This is a genomic window from Type-D symbiont of Plautia stali (assembly GCF_001485335.1).
Classification (GTDB): domain Bacteria; phylum Pseudomonadota; class Gammaproteobacteria; order Enterobacterales; family Enterobacteriaceae; genus Pantoea; species Pantoea vagans_C.
Genome location: NZ_BBOC01000055.1, coordinates 16,347 through 36,093, shown reverse-complemented (window position 1 = coordinate 36,093; position 19,747 = coordinate 16,347). Strand labels below are relative to the sequence as shown.

The 19,747-nt window shown below is 54.4% G+C and carries 22 protein-coding genes and 1 pseudogene; all 23 read left to right on the top strand.

Going from position 1 to position 19,747, the window contains the following annotated elements; genetic code table 11:
- Positions 1-206, top strand: a pseudogene (locus tag PSSD_RS17220) (TIGR03759 family integrating conjugative element protein); the annotation flags it as partial.
- Positions 185-796: a transglycosylase SLT domain-containing protein gene (locus PSSD_RS17215; RefSeq protein ID WP_034948923.1), complete on the top strand. Its 612-nt coding sequence runs from the start codon at positions 185-187 to the stop codon at positions 794-796. The pseudogene PSSD_RS17220 and the gene PSSD_RS17215, both read left to right, overlap by 22 nt.
- Positions 793-1,323, top strand: a complete 531-nt coding sequence (locus PSSD_RS17210; protein ID WP_058973065.1) for an integrating conjugative element protein — start codon at positions 793-795, stop codon at positions 1,321-1,323. Before PSSD_RS17215 ends, PSSD_RS17210 begins: the two co-directional genes overlap by 4 nt.
- Positions 1,323-1,976 carry a restriction endonuclease gene (locus PSSD_RS17205; protein ID WP_058973064.1) on the top strand — a complete coding sequence of 218 codons (654 nt, stop codon included), beginning with the start codon at positions 1,323-1,325 and terminating at the stop codon, positions 1,974-1,976. The genes PSSD_RS17210 and PSSD_RS17205 overlap by 1 nt, the downstream gene beginning before the upstream one ends.
- 1 nt (position 1,977) lies before the next feature.
- Entirely contained in the window at positions 1,978-2,352 is a 375-nt protein-coding gene (locus PSSD_RS17200) for a hypothetical protein (protein ID WP_058973063.1), read from the top strand.
- Positions 2,353-2,355: 3 nt separating this feature from the next.
- Entirely contained in the window at positions 2,356-3,132 is a 777-nt protein-coding gene (locus tag PSSD_RS17195; RefSeq protein WP_058973062.1) for a hypothetical protein, read from the top strand.
- Positions 3,129-5,246: a type IV conjugative transfer system coupling protein TraD gene (gene traD, locus PSSD_RS17190; protein ID WP_058973061.1), complete on the top strand. Its 2,118-nt coding sequence runs from the start codon at positions 3,129-3,131 to the stop codon at positions 5,244-5,246. The genes PSSD_RS17195 and traD overlap by 4 nt, the downstream gene beginning before the upstream one ends.
- Positions 5,227-5,988, top strand: a complete 762-nt coding sequence (locus PSSD_RS17185; protein ID WP_058973060.1) for a TIGR03747 family integrating conjugative element membrane protein — start codon at positions 5,227-5,229, stop codon at positions 5,986-5,988. Before traD ends, PSSD_RS17185 begins: the two co-directional genes overlap by 20 nt.
- 765 nt (positions 5,989-6,753) lie before the next feature.
- Positions 6,754-7,074, top strand: a complete 321-nt coding sequence (locus PSSD_RS17180) for a helix-turn-helix domain-containing protein (RefSeq protein ID WP_058973059.1) — start codon at positions 6,754-6,756, stop codon at positions 7,072-7,074.
- 34 nt (positions 7,075-7,108) lie between these two features.
- Positions 7,109-8,089, top strand: a complete 981-nt coding sequence (locus PSSD_RS17175) for an ABC-three component system protein (RefSeq protein ID WP_058973058.1) — start codon at positions 7,109-7,111, stop codon at positions 8,087-8,089.
- Positions 8,055-8,306 (top strand): ABC-three component system middle component 8, encoded by a 252-nt coding sequence (locus PSSD_RS17170; protein ID WP_235589244.1) that lies wholly within the window; start codon positions 8,055-8,057, stop codon positions 8,304-8,306. Before PSSD_RS17175 ends, PSSD_RS17170 begins: the two co-directional genes overlap by 35 nt.
- Complete coding sequence (locus tag PSSD_RS17165; RefSeq protein ID WP_058973056.1) at positions 8,293-10,089, top strand: DUF2326 domain-containing protein; 1,797 nt, start codon at positions 8,293-8,295, stop codon at positions 10,087-10,089. The genes PSSD_RS17170 and PSSD_RS17165 overlap by 14 nt, the downstream gene beginning before the upstream one ends.
- A 247-nt stretch (positions 10,090-10,336) precedes the next feature.
- Positions 10,337-11,455: a GIY-YIG nuclease family protein gene (locus PSSD_RS17160; RefSeq protein ID WP_058973055.1), complete on the top strand. Its 1,119-nt coding sequence runs from the start codon at positions 10,337-10,339 to the stop codon at positions 11,453-11,455.
- 441 nt (positions 11,456-11,896) lie between these two features.
- Positions 11,897-12,214: an integrative conjugative element protein, RAQPRD family gene (locus tag PSSD_RS17155; protein WP_034948935.1), complete on the top strand. Its 318-nt coding sequence runs from the start codon at positions 11,897-11,899 to the stop codon at positions 12,212-12,214.
- Complete coding sequence (locus tag PSSD_RS17150) at positions 12,205-12,450, top strand: TIGR03758 family integrating conjugative element protein (protein ID WP_034948937.1); 246 nt, start codon at positions 12,205-12,207, stop codon at positions 12,448-12,450. The genes PSSD_RS17155 and PSSD_RS17150 overlap by 10 nt, the downstream gene beginning before the upstream one ends.
- 12 nt (positions 12,451-12,462) lie before the next feature.
- Positions 12,463-12,825 (top strand): TIGR03745 family integrating conjugative element membrane protein, encoded by a 363-nt coding sequence (locus PSSD_RS17145; protein ID WP_058973054.1) that lies wholly within the window; start codon positions 12,463-12,465, stop codon positions 12,823-12,825.
- A 9-nt stretch (positions 12,826-12,834) separates the two neighbouring features.
- Entirely contained in the window at positions 12,835-13,209 is a 375-nt protein-coding gene (locus PSSD_RS17140; protein WP_058973053.1) for a TIGR03750 family conjugal transfer protein, read from the top strand.
- Positions 13,206-13,850, top strand: coding sequence for a PFL_4703 family integrating conjugative element protein (locus PSSD_RS17135; protein ID WP_058973052.1), 645 nt, complete (start codon positions 13,206-13,208; stop codon positions 13,848-13,850). Before PSSD_RS17140 ends, PSSD_RS17135 begins: the two co-directional genes overlap by 4 nt.
- The gene (locus PSSD_RS17130; RefSeq protein WP_058973051.1) at positions 13,850-14,755 is read left to right on the top strand and encodes a TIGR03749 family integrating conjugative element protein; all 906 of its coding nucleotides are present in this window, start codon (positions 13,850-13,852) and stop codon (positions 14,753-14,755) included. The genes PSSD_RS17135 and PSSD_RS17130 overlap by 1 nt, the downstream gene beginning before the upstream one ends.
- Entirely contained in the window at positions 14,755-16,275 is a 1,521-nt protein-coding gene (locus tag PSSD_RS17125) for a TIGR03752 family integrating conjugative element protein (RefSeq protein WP_058973050.1), read from the top strand. The genes PSSD_RS17130 and PSSD_RS17125 overlap by 1 nt, the downstream gene beginning before the upstream one ends.
- Before the next feature lie 11 nt (positions 16,276-16,286).
- Positions 16,287-16,547, top strand: coding sequence for a DUF7446 family protein (locus PSSD_RS17120; protein ID WP_058973049.1), 261 nt, complete (start codon positions 16,287-16,289; stop codon positions 16,545-16,547).
- Positions 16,534-16,950: a TIGR03751 family conjugal transfer lipoprotein gene (locus PSSD_RS17115; protein WP_034948940.1), complete on the top strand. Its 417-nt coding sequence runs from the start codon at positions 16,534-16,536 to the stop codon at positions 16,948-16,950. Before PSSD_RS17120 ends, PSSD_RS17115 begins: the two co-directional genes overlap by 14 nt.
- Complete coding sequence (locus PSSD_RS17110) at positions 16,950-19,745, top strand: conjugative transfer ATPase (RefSeq protein WP_058973048.1); 2,796 nt, start codon at positions 16,950-16,952, stop codon at positions 19,743-19,745. The genes PSSD_RS17115 and PSSD_RS17110 overlap by 1 nt, the downstream gene beginning before the upstream one ends.
- Positions 19,746-19,747 lie beyond the last annotated feature (2 nt).

The window sequence follows — 19,747 nt, the reverse complement described above, 5'->3', positions numbered from 1 at the left end:
GGCCGGTTGATATTTATCTGGTAGGAGACAGCAGCGACGAAGGCATCAGGACATGGGCCATTAAACACAATATTCCGGTAGATAAAGTCCGCAGCCGTCAGATTACTCTGAACCATGATGGCGGCCTGTGGATGCGCTACGGTCAGGGTCAGATGCCGGTCATTCTGCAGCAGGGAGAAAACGGATGGCAGCTTGCCGCATTCTGATGTTCTTTACTGTCCTGCTTTTTGCCACGGGGTCCGCCTTGTCTGCAGAGCTGCAGGTTATTCCCGATGCTTACCGGCAGATTGCAGCAGCTGAACGTGTGCCTGCTGAATCACTGTATTCACTGGCCATGGCAGAAAGTACCCGCCAGACCGCATGGGGGGCTAAGCCCTGGCCATGGACAATAAATGTGGCGGGAAAAGGATACCACTATGAGACGCGGGAGCAGGCTTTTTCGGCACTTATGGGGTTTATGCAGCGCTGGCCCCTTAAGAACATTGATGTCGGCATTGCGCAGGTCAATCTGGGCTGGAACGGGCATTTTTTTCCGACGTATCGTGATGCTTTCGACCCCTATACCAACCTTCGCGCTGCCGCCCGGATACTGAGAGCCTGCTATGACGCCCGACCTGGCAGCTGGCTGCGGGCTGCGGGTTGTTACCACCATCCTGCGGGCGGGCAACACGCAGCGACCTATATGGCCATCGTTCGTCGCAAACTCAGTCAGATCGCACAAGCCAGTATACCGGCAGGCTCAGCTCAGCCTGTGGCGCTGGCCCGCTCAACGCTCACCTGGATTGAACCTCAATGAAAAAACTCTTTCGTCAGGCTTTTACTGTCTCACTCCTTTCAGCCGTTATGGCTGTCGCCTTCAGTGCATGCGCCTCGCTCATCGTCGTGGGCGATTCAGGTGGTGAGCCAACCGCCCCCCTCTTTGAGGCCATCAATGCCGGTCAGAACAACGACACCGGCATGCCTGAGTCATTGCCACAGCCGCCCACCTCTCTGAGCATTTCCGATATGCTGCCGGTCAGTACGCCGGAAATGTCTCCGGGAGTTGTAGCATCCCGGCCACTGAACCTTCCCGGTATGCCGCCGGTATTTGTGCTGGGTGATGACGTGGCTTCACGTCAATGGCTGCAGCAGCATGCTGCATCACTTAGTGGCATGCAGGCAACTGGCATGGTGATAAGCGTCCAGGATGAGCAGGGTTTAAACACCCTTCGTCAACTGGCGCCTGGCGTGGCTATGGTGCCCGTCAGCGGCGGCGACCTGGCTCGCCGGCTGGGGCTGAATCACTACCCCCTGCTTATCACCGCAACAGGAATATCACAGTGATGTCGGTCATTCTCATCGCCGAGCTGCTGAGTCAGCACAGGGGGATGCTTGCTCTGTTACTGGCGGGGGCGCTGGCACTTGCCATCACAGTGTTAAGGCCGCGTTCGGTCAGCCAGCGTCGCCATCACCGCTATCAGAAACAGGCGGCCCGGGCACTGCTTCGTTTGCCGCAGCTGCGTGACGACGCGGCCAGAATCACCTGGCTTCGTAAGATGAACCCGTACGTCTTCGAGGAAATGTTATTGACGGCGATGTCCCGACAGGGATTTCGCATACAACGCAACGCACGATACAGCGGTGACGGTGGTGCTGACGGTCAGGTCTGGATAAACGGTCAGCGCTGGCTGATTCAGGCCAAGCGCTACAGCGATACCATCAACGCCGCGCACGTCTCTGCATTCGGCCTGCTGACCGAAACTGAACGGGCGTCGGGGCTGTTTGTACACACCGGGCGCACGGGTGAAGTGAGCAGAGAAGCATTCCTCCGCTATCCAGGCATCAGGCTCATCAGCGGTCAGCCACTGCTGAGATTGCTGGCAGGCGACCGTCGCTGGATGGAAAAGCTCAACGTTTCACCTGAGCGACAGACACCAACACGTGCAGTTTCACCACCGGCTTTCTCCCTGTCACCTTCTGCCCGAAAGGAACGCTGATATGCGCAAACTCAACACGCCCCCCTCCGAACTTATCTGTGACATGTTGACATCGGAGAGGGCCAGAATGATTTATACCGTCCTTGGAAACCTGGTCCAGTGTGCAATCAGGATCATTATCTTTCGTCCACTTTTTCTTTTCAGCTGCCTGGCGTCGGTCGTTATGGCTGCAGTGCCTGTAGCGGTCTTTATCAGCCCGGCCTACACGCCAGAGGTCCTGAATGCAGGGTTATTACGTACATTGCGTCTGCTGCCCGACGCATATATACCGCTGTGCCTCGCCGGTCTGCTCTTCGAGCTGGTTTTTCAGGTCCGTAAAATCGTCGGGTTCCATCATGACTGGCCAGATATTGCCGGTAAAGGAAGAGGTCAATAAGCCATGAGTGACTTTCTGACGAGAACGGACGCTAATCCACCGCACTGGGCTGGGGACATTATTGGCGTATGGGATGACCATAAACTGCGGCTGCACGGTGGTTTTTTGCGCCGGCATTACTGGACGGATCAGGGCAGCATTAACGTGTTTTGCATTAAGGGAACCGAACACCCGGATTATCAGGGACTCACCTGGCATGATTTCCTGCATCGTGGTAAACGCATGGACCGCAATATCCCCATGCTCGAACGCAACCCGGGGTACTATCTGGAGACTGAACGCAAAAAGCCCTCCATGTATTACAACAGCTACAACGGCATTGACTGGTATATCGGCGCCGATGGCAATCATCGCAGCGGTCTGGCGCGGTTTTTGTTCCATGAGCGGGAAATGGCGTATCTGCACGGGGTGCATCTCAGTCATTACGAGTTCGATGAACCTCTGCTGGCCGTGTATGTGGCGCTTCGTGATGAGTTGAGTCAGCATACCGCCCAGGGTTTTTATATGGACCTTGAAGTCAACCACATCCATCGCGGCCGTGAGGATACTGCAGGCTGGAAAACTGATACGTATTCCAGCTCGCTGTATTTCAGCTCGGGCTCCTGGCAGCGGGAGTACCGTGATAATCCCGCCGTCAGTTCAGTCACTGCCGCTCGTGCTGTCTCAGACCCGAAAGATGGCTGGAGACTTCTCCATGAGCTACGGATGTGGCGCGATCAGCGTGCGTCAGCTGGCCGCACCGGCTTTTTTCACAGGCTGACAGGATGGAAGCGCCCATGAGCAATGATTACGTCATGGAGTCTTTGCTCCGTCCGGCCGTAGAAATGTATTCCGCAACCGTCGCTGCAAGCGCGACCTGCATCTGTCTGACAGCCCCGTGGGCGGTGGCGCTTGCGCCTTCCGTCAGTTGGGTGACTGCTGCGGGATTTGGGGTGCTGGCCCTGAAGCGCACCCGGCAGGGCCTGAAGATACTGCGCTATCGCCGCAACATCCGCCGTCTTCCCCGTTATGTTCTCACCAGTGAACAGATACCCGTCAGCCGCCGCCACCTGTTTTTAGGGAAGGGGTTCCGGTGGTCAGCTCGCCACACGCAGCGGCTGATGGAAGCGCGTCGCCCGGAGTGTGAAGTGTATGTTCAGCCTTCAGTGCTGTATCGCATGGCGCGTGACGTGGAAAAAAAGATGGAGTACAACCTCCCCTGGCTGTGCCGTCTGACGCGGACTGATTCAGCTCTTAACCCTTTCCGTCCGTTGCCTCCGGTTGGCGGCAGTCCGGTTTATCATGGTGTCGAACCTGATGAAACCGCTGTCACCTATGATCTTGGCGAGCGCGTGGGGCATATGCTGGTCATTGGCACTACGCGCGTGGGCAAAACCCGGCTGGCAGAGTTGCTCATTACGCAGGATATCCGGCGGAAAAATGCGGCCGGCGAGCATGAGGTTGTCATCGTATTTGATCCAAAAGGCGATGCGGACCTGCTACGTCGAATGTACGCCGAGTCTCATCGTGCGGGGCGTCAGGATAATTTCTGGGTGTTTCACCTGGGCTGGCCTGATATCAGCGCACGCTACAATGCAGTAGGAAGGTTCAGCCGTATATCTGAGGTGGCATCCCGCGTGGCCGGTCAGCTCTCTGGTGAGGGTAACTCTGCCGCATTTCGTGAGTTCGCCTGGCGCTTTGTTAATATCATCACGCGCGCGCTGGTCGCTCTGGGGCAGCGGCCAGACTACAGCCTTATTCTCCGCTATGTCACCAATATCGGTGAACTCTATGAAACCTATGTCGATAATCTGCTGAGTGAAAAAGCGCCGCAGCTTATGAACTCTGTCGAGGCGCTGCTGAGCAACGGAGTAAGCGACAAGGACCTGCCTCGCCATCTGCAGGGCAGACCCAATGGTGCAAAGATATGGGTGTCCGAACAGGTACTGGGGAGCCCCGAGGGTAAAAAGCTCTGGGACCCCGTGCTGGACGGGCTTCGCAGCGCGGTTCAGTATGACCGGACCTATTTCGATAAGATTGTTGCCTCACTGCTGCCATTACTGGAGAAGCTGACAACGGGTAAAACGGCAGCGCTTCTTGCCCCGGATTACACTGACCTCAACGACCCCCGGCCGATTCTGGACTGGCACAACATTATCAAATCGCGCGGCGTGGTCTATGTCGGGCTCGACGCCCTCTCTGATCCTGTTGTGGCCGCCGCCGTGGGTAACAGCATGTTCGCTGACCTCGTATCCGAAGGCGGTCACATTTATAAATTCGGTCTCGGTGATGAAGATGAGGGCCAGTCGTCAAAAGTAGCCATTAACCTGCACTGCGATGAGTTTAACGAACTGATGGGGGATGAATTCATCCCGCTCATAAACAAAGGCGGCGGCGCCGGTTTTCAGGTGACGGCTTACACGCAGACACTGTCTGATATTGAGGCCCGCATTGGCAGCACGGCCAAAGCCAATCAGGTTGTGGGCAACTTCAATACCCTGGTGATGCTCCGTGTGCGTGAGAAGAATACCGCCATGCTGCTCACCGATCAGCTTCCGGAAGTGGACGTCTACCAGAAAACGCTTACTTCCGGGGTTACCGACGTGTCCCGTCCTGGCGAAGGCACGGATTTCAACAGTAACGTCAACGATCAGGTGAGCCTGATAAAAACGCCAATGATAAGCCCTGCCGATATCATCAACCTGCCCAAGGGGCAGGCATTTGCGCTGCTGGAAGGCGGCCAGCTATGGAAAATTCGTATGCCGTTGCCGGCAGATAACGACGACCCGCATATGCCTGCCAGTCTGAAACATCTCGCTGACAGCATGGAGAAGAACTACCACACGGGTGAAACGTGGTGGACGGGCGGTGACCTGGTGTTTACGGGGGGAGCGGATGTCACAGCAGGACAGTGAAAACGGGCAGCGCAGCCAGCCAGCTCGTCAGCGGCAGTCTGGCCCGATAGGCATGCTGCTGTGGGATTTTCCGATGGGTCTTGTTGGCATTTTGCTGGGCTCATTGCTGGTCAGCCTGCTGATTGAGTACGCCTGCATTGCTCTGCTTTGGCCCGATGAAGGGGCTGCACACAGCTACCGCGTCATGCTGGCAGAGAGCCGGTGGCTGTCAGAGGGGTACACCCGTAGCCTGCTGATGAGCGCGCCGGTCGAGACCGTCAGTCGATGGGTACATGTGGCATGGCAGTGGCTTTTTGTGGACAGCGGATTCAGCGGCTGGCTGCAGTCGTTCAACTCCCTGAGTAAAAAGGGAAGTGGCCTTATTCCGGCGCTGAACGGCGTTGGCGCCTCCCTGGTCAGCTGGCTTGAGGTCTATCTTCAGGCAACGGTCTGGGTCACGCTGATTTTCTTTATCCGGGTCATGATCCTCTTTTTGAGTCTGCCTCTTTTTGCAGTGGTGATCATAACGGGCGTGGTTGACGGACTGGTCCGGCGTGACCTGCGGCGCTACGGTGCGGGTTATGAATCAAGCTTTGTCTATCACCACGCAAAACGTTTCATCAAACCCGCGCTGTACGGCCCTTGCATGCTTTATCTGGCATGGCCTACTGCAGTATGGCCAAACCTGTTACTCCTCCCATCAGCATTACTTGTTGGCGCAGTACTGGCTGTAGTGACCGGTTCATTTAAAAAGTATCTCTGAAATCTCTCCAAAGTAGCAGTTTCGGGACTATGCCCGGAGGCCCGCAGCTGGTGCGGGCTTTTTTATTCACCATGACTCCGCCCCGAATTTAGATGAACTAAACCTAAGTCAGATATATCATTTTTTGGCAAATGGTCAGGCGGGTTCGACATATCCGATGCTTTCCGAAATCTGACCTGACTTCCCTCTTCTGGCCCCTCGAATATTCTAGGAAATCGGGTCTTTCTTAAGGAGTCGTCATTATGAAACTCAAGCTCGCCAAGTCCCCCAGACGGCGCACAAGACTTTGACGATCTTTATGCGCTGCGTACACACCGAAGATAAGCCAGCAACAACGGCAGGAGAACCGAACCGGTTTAATAGCGGCTACCTGAACCATCTTCTTGCGACGCATACCCGAACGGATATAATTATGGTGGAGAAATTCAAAATGTAATGCTGGTAAGGCACTTTGAAGAGGGACTTCAGTGAGTTAGCCATCGACGTACAAGAGACAGGGGTGTAGCGTGTTCATCTTCCTGTTGGGCAGCACACGGCCTTCAGCCAACGCCTTGTAAGAGATCGGCTCCGGTCTGTGCAAATTGGCAGAAGACCACCGGGGCTATTCCTTTCGAAATTCTATACAGTTTTAATGAACGATGAGGTACATGTACTACATGCGTTCCTTAGGAAGTCCAGTTCCGGTATCGCCATGCCCCTGCTGGGCGTAGAGCTGAACAAGAAGCGGCCATGCTGGCCCGTTATAAGAAGAGCGGGAGATAAACCATGAAGCGCAGTGACTGTACGCAAGGCACCGAAAACGTGCTGTTAAATTTGGGCTTAGAAGATGCAGAAGAGCTTTCGGCGAAGGTAGCGCTCGCACTCAAGCTTAATGAATTAATTGATCATCGCGGCTTGAGCCAGACGGAGACTGCTGCGATCACGGGTATGACACAACCGAAAGTGTCTCAAGTACGACGCTACAAGCTCCGAAACATTTCACTGGAACGGCTGATGCAGGCACTGGTTGCTCTGGATCAGCGTGTGGAGATTGTCGTGCAGCCTGCGAGGCGTCCTTGTTCTGCGTGCATTACGGTAGCCGCATGAGTCGTTGCGCTCTACATTTAGAGGGATGCGAAGAGTGAAATTTGCTTATGAAGATTTGAGCGACGATCAGTTCGAAGTATTGATCGTGCTTTTGTGCCAACGATTGCTTGGAATCGCCGTTCAGGGATTCGCAAAAGGGCCGGATGGGGGGCGTGACGCAAAGTTTATCGGCACAGCGGAATTGCACCCCAGCAAGGCTGCACCGTGGGTGGGCACCGTCATTGTTCAGGCCAAGCATACCAACGGTTATAACCGCAGCTTTTCTGAACTGGATTTCTACAGCACATCAAGCAGCAATACGGTGGTCGGTAAAGAAGTGCCACGCATCAAGAAACTGCGTGAGGCCAAGCAACTCGACCACTACATGCTGTTTGCGAATCGACGTCTGACAGGCAATTCCGAAACAGAAATTCGTGACCACATCGCCGCCGAATGCGGCGTCCCCGCAGCATCAATCTATCTTTGCGGTCTTGAACAACTGGAACTGTGGCTGAAGCGCTTCCCTGAGGTGGCTCAGGAGGCAAGTTTGGATGCGGTGGACTCGCCGCTGATTGTCAGTCCAGATGATCTTGCCGAGGTTGTTCAGGCGCTTGCGCGCCAAAAGAATGGCCTGACAGCTTTACTTGACGATCCGCCGACAGTACGTGTGACGTATGAGGAAAAAAACGCGCTCAACAATATGACGGCAGCATATGCAAAGGTGCAGCGGCGAAAATATCTTAAGGAAACAGCGCAAATTCGCATTTTCCTGGCCGCGCCAGAGAATATCGAATTGCTACGCATGTACGAATCTGTAGTTGATGAGTTTCAACTCAAGATCCTTGCGAAGCGCAAGGACTACCAGACCTTTGATGAGGTCATGGAGTATTTGGTGGATCTGTTGTTCAATCGTGACCCGGTTCTTCGGCAGCACGCCCACAAGCGGCTGACCCGAGCCATTCTTTTTTACATGTATTGGAACTGCGACATTGGGGAGGTGGATGATGCTTCGGCCAACCAAACACTCACACCCTGATCGCACAGTCATTAATGTTTCTCTGCTGCTTTTGTCACGGCTGAAAGATCGTCGCGTCGATGAGTATGAAGTGTTGCGCAAATTTGCAAAGAAACGCGTTTTGGGCGGTGATGTGCTTTTCCTGCCCGCGCTAAACTTTCTTTATCTAATGGGCTTGGTTGAATATCGCCCCAAGACTGACGCGGTGGAATACGTGGGGCCAAATGAAGCTATCTAAACTCTACTCCAACAAGCCAGATATGTTTGAGCCCGTGGACTTTACCCCCGGGCTGAACGTCGTCATGGCTGAAATCCGTATGCCGGAGAATCGCAAAAAGGACACTCACAATCTCGGGAAAACCACGCTGGGACGTCTTTTGGATTTCAGTTTCCTAGCGGGCAAAGATCCCAAGTTCTTCCTTTTTAAGCATTTTGACTTGTTTAAGGATTTTATATTTTTCCTTGAAATTGAGCTGGAGGATGGCTCTTTCATTACGATTCGACGTAGCGTACAGGACGCTACCAAAATCGCCTTTAAACAGCATGAAGCAGGCCACCAAGACTTGTCGGCGCTTGTGCTTGCGGAATGGGGGCATCGGGACGTTCCTTTTGAACGCGCACGCGAACTGCTAGACGGTCTGCTCGACTGGCGGGCTCTCAAACCATGGTCTTACCGCAAGGTGCTTGGTTATCTGCTTCGGTCGCAAGAGGATTTTCGTGAGGTTTTCCAGCTTCGCAAGTTTGCCTCCAAACATGCTGATTGGAAGCCATTTCTTGCACATCTTTTAGGCTTTGATGCCAAGCTTATTGCTGATCACTATGCGAAAGAGTATGAACTTGCCAAAAAGCAGCAGACAGCGCAAACCATAAAAAATGAATTAGGAAGTTCAAACGAGGATATCAGCAAAATTGAAGGCATCCTTTTGCTTAAGCAAAAAGATGCCGAGAAGAAACAAGTGCTATTGGATGCTTTCGATTTTCGTGCACAAGACAAAGATTGCACTAAGAAAGTAGTTGATGAAGTTGATGAGCGAATAGCTGCGCTGAATTCGGAGCGCTACTCCTTAAGTCAAAACAGGAAGAAAGTGCAGGCGTCGTTGCAGGAAGATCAAATCCTTTTCAGTCCAGATGAGGCCCAGAGGTTGTTTAACGAAGCCGGCGTGATGTTTCAAGGGCAGATTAAGAAAGATTTCCAGCAGTTGATCGCTTTCAATAGGGCCATCACAGATGAGCGCCGTGGGTATCTCCAAGAGGAATTTGCGGAAATCGATGCAGAGTTGAAACGGGTTAATGCGGAGTTAAATGTGCTGGGGAGAAATCGTTCGGAAATGCTCTCATTTCTGAGCGGGACGGATGTTTTCACCAAGTACAAACAACTCTCTGATGAGATGGTGGCGTTACGCTCGGACATCCGAACGTTGGAGCAACAGAAAGGCCATTTGCATCGCCTCCAAGAGCTGCGTACAGAAATTCGATCCTTGACGGAGGAGCGTGACCATTTGCAGGCACGGATAGAAGCCGATGTGGACAAACAGAATTCCGATCAGGCAAGCCTGTTTTCCACTATACGCGTTTTCTTCAGCGAAATTGTTGAAGAGGTCATCAATCGCAAGGCTCTATTGAGCGTTGCGATTAACCAAGTAGGTCATCTGGACTTCAAAGCGGAAATTCTCGATGAGTCTGGTAATGCCACCAGTGCTGACTTGGGGCATACATACCGTAAACTGCTTTGTGTTGCTTTCGACTTGGCCGTGCTGCGATCGCGCTCGGGCGAGAAGTTTCCTCGCTTTGTCTATCACGACGGAGTGTTGGAGTCGCTGGACGACCGAAAGAAAGAGAATTTACTGACTGTTGTGCGTCGCTACGCAGATTTAGGATTGCAACCTGTTATCACGCTGATTGACTCCGATTTGCCAGTGCGAACGGAAGATGATGAGCCAGTTTTTACAACGGATGAAATCGTCGCCACGCTGCATGATGAGGGGGATCAAGGGCGAATATTCAAGATGAGAGGGTGGTAATTCAATTCTCATTGGTCAACGTGATCATTCCGGTCATCATCTTGGCATTAAACGTGATGGCTTGTCGCGGTGTAGCACATTCTCAACTTTGAGTGCCGCAATGCAAATGTGCTGTGAAGCCCATAGGGCTATACTTTGTGGGCTGCTGACTTATAGTTAGAAGCCATAGTTTAGCAAGCTCGGCTCCCAAACGGCACTTCAAGGATTGGGTCGGCAGGCCGACTCTTGAAGGAAAGGTGGTAACGCGATGAAGCTAAACAAGGCTTGGTGGGAGCACCTAGCGCCGAAATCTATGATTGGACGGCGGCGCGAGGTTGAGCAACTGCTTGAAGACTTTGTAAGGTCCTCTTCCTATGCGCGGGAATGGGCGCGGGTGGCTGCGAATCCCCTCGGCGTCTTTAGACTCAAGTCAGGCCAAGTGATACCGGTGGTGCGCATGATTTTCATTGGCCACCGTCCGGGGTTCGTCTCTCCTTTCAGAAAGCTAATGGATGAGCATAGAACAGTAGACCGCAAGCCAGAATATGATCTTGGCGCCTTAGGCGAAGGCGAATTAGCTATTCAGCCTACGATTTCGGTGGAAGTCGTTACTGATCCCGCATACTTGGCTGCAGCTATGCGAGGAGCTACGCAGATTGACGAAAGCACCATCAGGAGCCCTAGTCTTGTATTTTCGGTGCCAGCGCACCTCCTGCTATCGGCCAAGCACTACCCCGAACATGCATATGTCCTCTACCAGCACATCTTCGGCGCTGGTGCGTCGTACCCCGACGACGGGTACTTTTATGTGGGGGTCTCCACCCGTAGCTGGCAAAAGCGCTGGTCCGAGCACCGACGCGCTATTGAAACAGGCAGCCCATTGCTCTTCCATCGCCGATTTCGTGAAGAGCAAGAAGGCGGGCGTCTCACGTACGTGCACCACAAGGTGATGGCTATCACCGACGATTTGGAGCAACTCTATGAGGCGGAAGAGTTCCTTGTAGAAGGGCATTGGGATGATGAACGCCGGCTCAACATGGTGCCGGGTGGAAAGAGCGGCCTGCGCTTCCTTCGCGAAAACGGATTGCTTTCGAAAGGCGTCGTCCCTCTGCCCGATGACCGCAATAAGATTCTACGGAAGTGGCTGAATGACCATCCACGTTTGGGCTTACCGGCGCCATGGGTCGCTGAAAAGTGGAAGGACAACGATTGGGCGATAGCGCAAATTTGCGGGCGGGACGGGCGTTTATCAGTGGTTCAAGTAAAGGCAATACGCGAGCTCGCCAAAACCCACACGCCTGATGAAATCTACGTACGCATTGGGGCGAAAGACGTGGACCAAGTGAAACGAGTCTTGGATGGAAAAACTTACGCACGAATAATGTGATCTTTCAATCGCTGTACCAAGCCACCGCGATTCGCGCTCGTGGCTTTCTTCATGCTTGAAAAGTTTAACAAAGCAGCCACTTAAATTGCTGAACTTTGATCGCCGCATTAGAAGTGATGGTAGAGTGCAGTGATGCCCCACAAGTCCTATGTGGCACCTAGCTTTAAAGCGGCAACCGCATACTGAGGCTGAAATCTGGCCTAATCTATTGCAAAAGGACGTTTCGCGCCGCTGAATGGTTTCGATAATAACTTAACAGCGGAGGTTTTTTATCCAACAGAATTGAGACTAAAGCCCACACTGTAATTATTCAGATGTTTACGGTTATAAGCATCAAAACAAGCCATGCTGTTTTTCTTCACATCAGCATTAAGAATTTCCTGCTGTAAGGCTTTCCCCTTTACGTCAATCTCCCGACGACCAGTTAACCGGGAGAGCCCCATGCGTCATACCAGAAAACTCATTGTCCTGCTGATAGCCACACTTCCCGTTCTGCAGTGCCATGCATCAGAGAAAGACGAGCTGGCGCAGGTTTTACGTCAGCTGGATCAGGTGCAGGCCGGTCTGGATCGGGCGCGTGTGGTGGCCAATCAGACCCAGGATGCCCGCTTTTATTTCGATTACCAGCAGGCGACGCGCGACATCTCCACCATGAAGCAGGGTATATCGACCTATCTTGAACCTTCGCGGGCGCAGCCTGCCTCCCGCCAGTCCTCAGTTACCGGCCAGTATCGTGCTGAGGAACCCGCATGGCGATGAACGGTGCGCAGCTGAACGGCTGGAGCGCGGGGACCGGCAGCAGCCTGACTCCCGGGCAGTTGAATACTCTCATTCTCGGCACGCTTGCGGTCGTAATTCTGCTTTTCTGCGCCTGGGCGCTGGTTCAGGCCTATCGCGGGGTCGTATCAAAATCCGTGACTTTCCGTCAGTTCAATGAGCTTGCCGTCAGGCTGGTCGTCCTTTACCTGTCGATGCTCTTTCTGTTTTTCCACTGAAAGGATAAATCAATGAAATCCAAGTTACTCAGGTTTTACCACTCTGCTTTTGCGCGGACGGGGCTACTGCTTTCAGGATTAATGTCTGCCGGACAGGCTCTGGCAGACCTTCCCTCTGTTGAGCAGCCCACTACAGGAGGTGGTGGCGGCACCTACAACACCATGATGGGCTATGCCAAAATGGGCGGTCTGGCACTTGGCCTGATTATCTGTGTCGGTGCTTTTCTGGCCGTCGCCCATGCCGTCATTACGTCTTTCCATGACATCCGTAAGGGTAAAGGTTCCTGGACGGAATTTCTGACTTACGCGGTAGTCGGCATCATTCTCATCCTTGTTGTTATTTATCTGGCCACCAAAGCCTCAGACATTCTGTAAGGAGCGTGTATGGCCGTCATCGATTTCCTTCCTGACCGTCTGAATAACCCTCCTGTGGTGTGGAAAGGTTTTACTTCTGGTGAGTTTCTGCTGGCGGCCATCACAGGTGTTATTGCCGGCATACCGCTGGCAGTACCGCTGGCGATGGTGCCTTTTATCGGGTGGCTGGCGTTTCCAACCTGCATGCTTCTCATGCCGCTCATTGTCAGTTTTCTGGGGGGAGGCTGGATAGCCCGCTACAAACGTGGCAAGCCGGAAAACTACATCTGGCAGCGTCTGGAAGAAATCCGCTGCAGGGCCCGCCTGTCACGGTCGATGGTTCTGGACAGCCGTGCTTGGGAGGTAAAACGTACCTGGGCTGTCATGCGCGGGGGTGAGAGATGAGTCGTTTTCGTAATGGCATGACGGCACGCGACAATCACATTATTTCCCTGCGCATCGCCTGTGCGCTGCTGTTCGCCGGCATGCTGGTCACAGGCATCGGCTGGATGCGGGCGCCTGCCGAACTCACTATTCACAACCCGCCAGATCTCCGTTCCGGCAGTACGCGTAAATGGTGGGAGGTCCCGCCCTCAACCGTTTACAGCTTTGCCTTTTACATTTTCCAGCAGCTGAATTCCTGGCCAAAAAATGGCGAGGTGGATTATCCGGCGAAAATCGCACAGATGAGCCCTTACCTGACGCCCTCCTGCCAGGACTTTCTGAACAAAGACGCAGAGATGCGTAAGAACAGCGATGAGCTTCGTGATCGCGTTCGCGTGGTATATGAAATCCCACGCCGTGGTTACAGCAACCGCAGCGTCACCATTCTCGATCAGGACCACTGGATTGCACAGCTCGACCTGGTGGCAGATGAGTACTACCACACTGAGTCGGTTAAGCGCGCGCTGGTCCGCTACCCCCTGAAAGTGGTGCGCTGGGAAGGCGATCCGGAGCGCAACCCTTTCGGTCTCGCGCTGGACTGTTATGCGGCCACGCCGCAGCGCCTGGAGGCTGTCACCCTGCCTGAGCCGGAGAAAAAGTGATGAGGCATACATTGAAAAAGTACTCTCTTGTTCTTCTCTCTGGCCTCTTTCTCCCTGGTATGGCCAGTGCGGTGGAACTGATGAAGTGGGAGCGTATTCCGCTTCAGGTCCCGCTTACCGTCGGGCAGGAACGCATCGTATTCGTAAATAAAAACGTGCGAGTGGGTTTTCCGCCCACGCTTAACAGCAAACTGCGCATTCAAAGCACGGGTGGTGCGGTGTATCTCGATGCCAGCGAAGCGTTCCCGGTGACGCGACTTGAGCTTCAGGATAAAGAGAACGGGGAACTTATTCTGCTGGACGTGTCTGCAGCGCCGGGTAAAACCACACGTGAGCCAGTGAAAATTGTGTATGACGGTGAGGTGGCCACGGCTACTGCGCGTGACAAGCAGTCCGTCAGCAGTGATGGGGACAGCACCGGTCGTGGCGCTCAGCAAACGGATAATCAGACAGCTAAGGCAGACCGTAAGCCGGCGAAACTTAATGCGCCGCTGCCGGTGGTCCTGACCCGCTATGCGGCGCAGAACATGTATGGTCCGCTGCGCACGGTAGAAGCAGTGCCGGGTATCAGTCCGGTATCCCTCAAACTGCCGTCGTCCATTACTACGCTCATGCCCTCTGAGCCCGTTTCCGTCACGCCAATGGCAGCCTGGAGCCTTCAGGGCAGTAGCGTCATTGCCCTGCAGGTGCGTAATCGTTCACCGGGCAAGGTCATCCTCGATCCGCGTGCGCTTGAGGGCCAGTTCATGACGGCGGCCTTCCAGCACCGCTGGCTGGGGCGTGCAGGCACGCCAGAGGATACCACGGTGCTTTATCTGGTAACGTCCGGGCGTCCGGAGGGAGCCTTTATCGCCGAACCGCCGTCACTGCAGCCTGCTGACGGCGGTAAGCGGAGAGAAAAATAATGAAAGCACCTTCCTCTAATCTCATTGTCAGGGTCGCTGTGCCGGTGGTGCTGGCCAGCGCCATTGTCGTCGGCGTGAAATCCTGCTCAGGCGGTGGCCAGCCCTCCACCGGTTCACACGCACCAACGAATGCTGCACTGAAAGACCTGTCACCAGAAGACCTTAAAACGCTCGGTATTGAAGGTGATACGCCGCAGGATACGCTGCGCACGGTGGTGGGCAACTTCCGTAAAGTACAGGATCGCCTGGACACACTTGCTGATGACAATAAAAAACTCAGTGACGAAAACAAGGCGCTCAAAACCACTAACGGCAACGTTGATGCGCAAATTAATCAGGTTGTCAGCAATGTTCGCGCTGAAGAGGCACAGAAGCGCCTTCAGCTCAGCGCGCAGGTTAACGATCTCGGTACGCAGGTTAAGAAGCTCATGGATCAGCTGCAGGACGGTGGGGCCGGTACAAATGCAGGTGCAAAAAGCAGCGGTCCGGGCGGTGACATACCGATAGGGCTGGGTTACGACAATGGACTCAATCCCGGTGCCGCAAGCACCCCTTCTCCAGACGGTTTGCAGTGGGTAGAACCTAAAGACGGTATTGCCGTTGATGCCAGCGGAAAGGCAGTAACTGAAACCAATAAAAATAACGCAACGGGTTTCTCGTTTGCCACATCGTTTGGTGATGTGGGTCAGGCGGGAAAACAGGCTGCCGGCAATACTGCCGCAGCGGTGCAGACTCAACTCACTGATGCACAAAAGGCCACCGATCCAGTCTATACGCTACCGGAGAACTCAACGCTGGTCGGGAGCCGCGCGATGACAGCACTCCTGGGGCGTATTCCGATTGATGGCAAAGTCACGGATCCCTATCCCTTTAAAGTCATGATTGGTAAAGACAACCTGACGGCTAATGGCATCGAACTGCCCGACGTGCAGGGCGCTATTGTATCCGGGACCGCCACTGGTGACTGGACGCTGTCCTGCGTGCGCGGCTCCATTACCAGCATTACGTTTGTCTTTACCGACGGTACCGTCAGAACGCTGCCTTCTCCCGATGGCCAGAACAGTGGCGGCACCCAGAACAGTGGTAATGCGAACGGCAATAACAGCAGCATCGGATGGCTTTCAGACGATAACGGCATTCCATGCATCTCCGGTACGCGTAAAAGCAACGCCTCAACCTACCTGCCGACCATCGCAGGGCTTGCCGCCGCGGGAGCTGCGGGTGACGCATTTGCGCAGAACCAGAATACCACCCAGACCAACGCCTACGGTGGCGTGACTTCGTCTCTCACCGGTGATGCCGGTCAGGCCGTGCTGGGCAAAGCGCTCTCAGGCGGTATGAGGGAAACGATCGACTGGGTTAAAGCCCGCTACGGACAGACCTTCGACGCCATCTATGTCCCACCTGGTCAGAAGGTCGCTTTACATATCACGCGCCAGCTGGCCATCGATTATGAAGAAAAAGGCCGCAAGGTTAAATATGACTTCAGCCTTGCCGGTAATGGCACAGGAATGGACTGACGGGGAATTCAATGCAAAACACCCATTTAGAATACAGGGTGGGGTATACCCCACTCGGTGGAAGACTTTATGCGGGCTTTGTCCGCAAAGACAACGGAAAGTGGGAGGGGATTCACCACGATGTGACGGACTGCGCCATTTTCGCGGTAGGTCAGAAACTGGCACGGGAACGCAAAGATGTGCGTTATTCCCTTCCGGATGGACGGGTGATGCAGGTGTCTGCTGTGATAACCGGGGCTGAAACAACGGAGGAAGACCATGCAAACCGCTAAATACCACCGTATGTTACCTCTGATATTTTTGCTGCCCCTTCTGCTGGCCGGCTGCAGCACGTCAAAGGATGAGATGCTGCCGCCCGGTGACAGCTCTATGCTCGAGCTGTGGAACGATGGCGCCTCCGCCTCCCACGCCACGGGAGAAAGTCGTACCACCCTGCGCCGGCCCGTGACGGACTCTGAGCGGACGATCGCTCAGCAGACTCGTGAAAGTTACAGCCGCACGCAGGAAAACGAAATCCAGCAGACGTTTCCTCGCCTTCCTAATCCCGACATGGTGATGTACGTCTTCCCGCATCTCGCTGAGGGCAATACGCCGGTGCCCGGTTACAGCACCGTCTTTCCTTTTTACAGCCAGGTACAGTACGCGTTGCCCGGCGAGCGCACGGAGGATTTGTAATGGCTTTTTCACTTTTCCGTCGCAGGGCGGAAGCTGAGGCACCGCACCAGTACGGTGACGGCCCGTTTTCTGTTAACGGACATGAGCCGCTGACCCGCGAAGGACGTCTGACCCGCCGTGATGAAGCGACCCTGTACAGTACAGCCCCGTCCATTATCGATCACATCCCATGGGGAGAATATCTCCCGGCGCACGAGTGCATCCTCCTCGATGACGGCGTTTCGGTAGGCGCCGTTTACGAAATCATTCCGGTCGGAACCGAGGGGCGTCCGGATTCGCGACTCGACGAAATTCGCGACGTGGTGGAAAACGCCCTGCAGGACAGTCTCCCGGAGCTGGATGCCCATCAGTGGGTAGTACAGTTCTATTGCCAGGATGAATCAGATTTGACTGCCTACATGGATAATATCCGGGGTTATATCAAACCTGGTGCGCAGGGAACCGCATTTACGGAAGCCTGGCTCAGCGAGCAGGCCCGTCATTTGCAGAACGTGGCCAGTGAAAAGGGACTCTTCGTAGATGATGCGGTGACCGGTGCGCCCTGGCGCGGTCAGATCAGGCGAACCCGAATGGTGATCTACCGCTGGGTTGAATCTCCATACCGTGACCCGATGGCGCCTGAAGTACTGCTCAAACAGGTATGCGATCGACTGACTTCCTCACTGAGTGGCGCCGGAATTCGGTGTCAGCGTCAGAATGGAGAGCAGATCCACAGCTGGCTACTGCGCTGGTTCAATCCGGATCCGAAATGGGTAGACAAGGCCACGCTGTACCGCTGCGCAAAACACACCGACGATGCGCCCGGCGAGCTGCCGTTGCTAAATGATTTCAGTGAAAGCCTGTGGTTTACCCGCCCCCGCAGCGACGGGGAGAAAGGCGTATGGTGGTTCGATGATGTGGCGCACAAGGCCGTCCCCGTTGCCAGACTGCGCAACGCCCCTTACACCGGACATCTGACCGGAGAGGTAAAACGTGGTGATAATATCAATGCCATCATGGATCTGCTGCCGGAGGGGACGGTGCTGACCCTGACTCTGGTGATCCATCCGCAGGATAAACTGGAGGAGACATTTGCCCGCCTGAGCCGCGATTCAATGGGTGAAAACGTGGATTCCCTTCGCGCGCGTGAAGACGCCGCCACGGCACGTACCTACCTGGGCAATAAACATAAGCTTTATCGCGCCGCCGTTACGCTGCTTATCAAAGCGCGGGATCTGCCTTCACTTGATCGGCGCTATCTCGATCTCAGCAGTAAGCTGCTCAACTGCGGGCTGGAACCGGTAAACCCTGAGCATGATATCGGTCCGTTGAGTACCTATATGCGCGCCTTACCCATGTGCTTCAATCCGGCGCAGGACCGTCACAACTGGTATACCCGGCTGATGTTTGTGCAGCATTTTGCCTGTCTGGTACCGGTGTATGGACGAGATACCGGCACCGGCAACCCCGGCTTCACGTTCTTTAACCGGGGAGGCGGACCGCTTTCGGTCGACCCACTGAACAGGAATGATCGTACGCAGAATGCCCACCTGATGCTGTTCGGGCCCACCGGTGCAGGTAAGTCTGCAACGGCACTTGTTAAGCTTGCGCAGATGATGGCCATTTATCGCCCCCGTATTTTTCTGATTGAAGCGGGCAACAGCTTCGGACTTTTTGGTGATTACTGCGCGTCTCTCGGCCTCAGCGTTCACCGGGTGAGCATCAAGCCCGGAAAAGTCATCTCGCTTGCGCCGTTCGGAGATTCTCATCTGCTGATGCAGGTGAAACCGGACGCGCTCATCATCAGTGAAGACGCGCTTCCTGATATTGATGATGAAGATAAAGATGAAGAGCGGGATGTGCTGGGAGAGATGGAAATTGCCGCCCGGCTGATGATTACCGGTGGAGAAGCTGCTGAAGAATCCAGGTTAACGCGCGCAGACCGCGGCATGATCCGTGAGGCCATCATGATTGCGGCCAGAACCGCGTATGATGAAGACCGGCAGATGCTGCCTGAAGACCTGATGTTTGCACTGCAGAATATTGCCCGGGACATTAGCCACGGTGAAGACGGCCGCGAAAAACGCACCGCTGCACGTCGCTCCCGCGCAGAGGAGATGTCAGAGGCGCTGCGGATGTTCACGGAAGGATTTGAAGGTGAACTCTTCAACCGTCCCGGCACCCCATGGCCAGAGGCGGATGTGACAATCGTTGACCTGGGTACGCTGGCCCGTGAGGGCTATGAAGCACAAATGGCGGTAGCCGTTATTTCCCTGCTGAACACCATCAACAATATCGCCGAGCGCGACCAGTACAGCGACAGGGATATCATTGTACCCATCGATGAGGGACATATTGTGACCACGAACCCGCTGCTGGGTCCCTATGCCACCAAAATTGCCAAAATGTGGCGAAAGCTGGGGACATGGCTCTGGATATTCACTCAGAACCTTGAGGATTTCCCGGACACGGCTAAAAAAATGCTGAACATGGCAGAGTGGTGGATATGTCTGGTAATGCCTCCGCAGGAAGTGGAGCAGATTGCCCGTTTCAAGACGCTGACGGATGAACAGCGTGTCATGCTGCTCTCTGCCACCAAGGTGCCACGAAAATATACCGAAGGGGTCATTCTTTCAGAAAAAGTCCAGGCCCTGTTCCGTGCAGTTCCGCCCAGTCTGTATCTGGCTTTAGGGATGACTGAAAAACCGGAAAAAGCCGAAAGACGGCAAATAATGAACGAATTAAGTTGCAGTGAACTTGAGGCTGCGTTTCATGTTGCGCGCCGACTTGATGAAAATCGCGGACTGAGTATTTGACA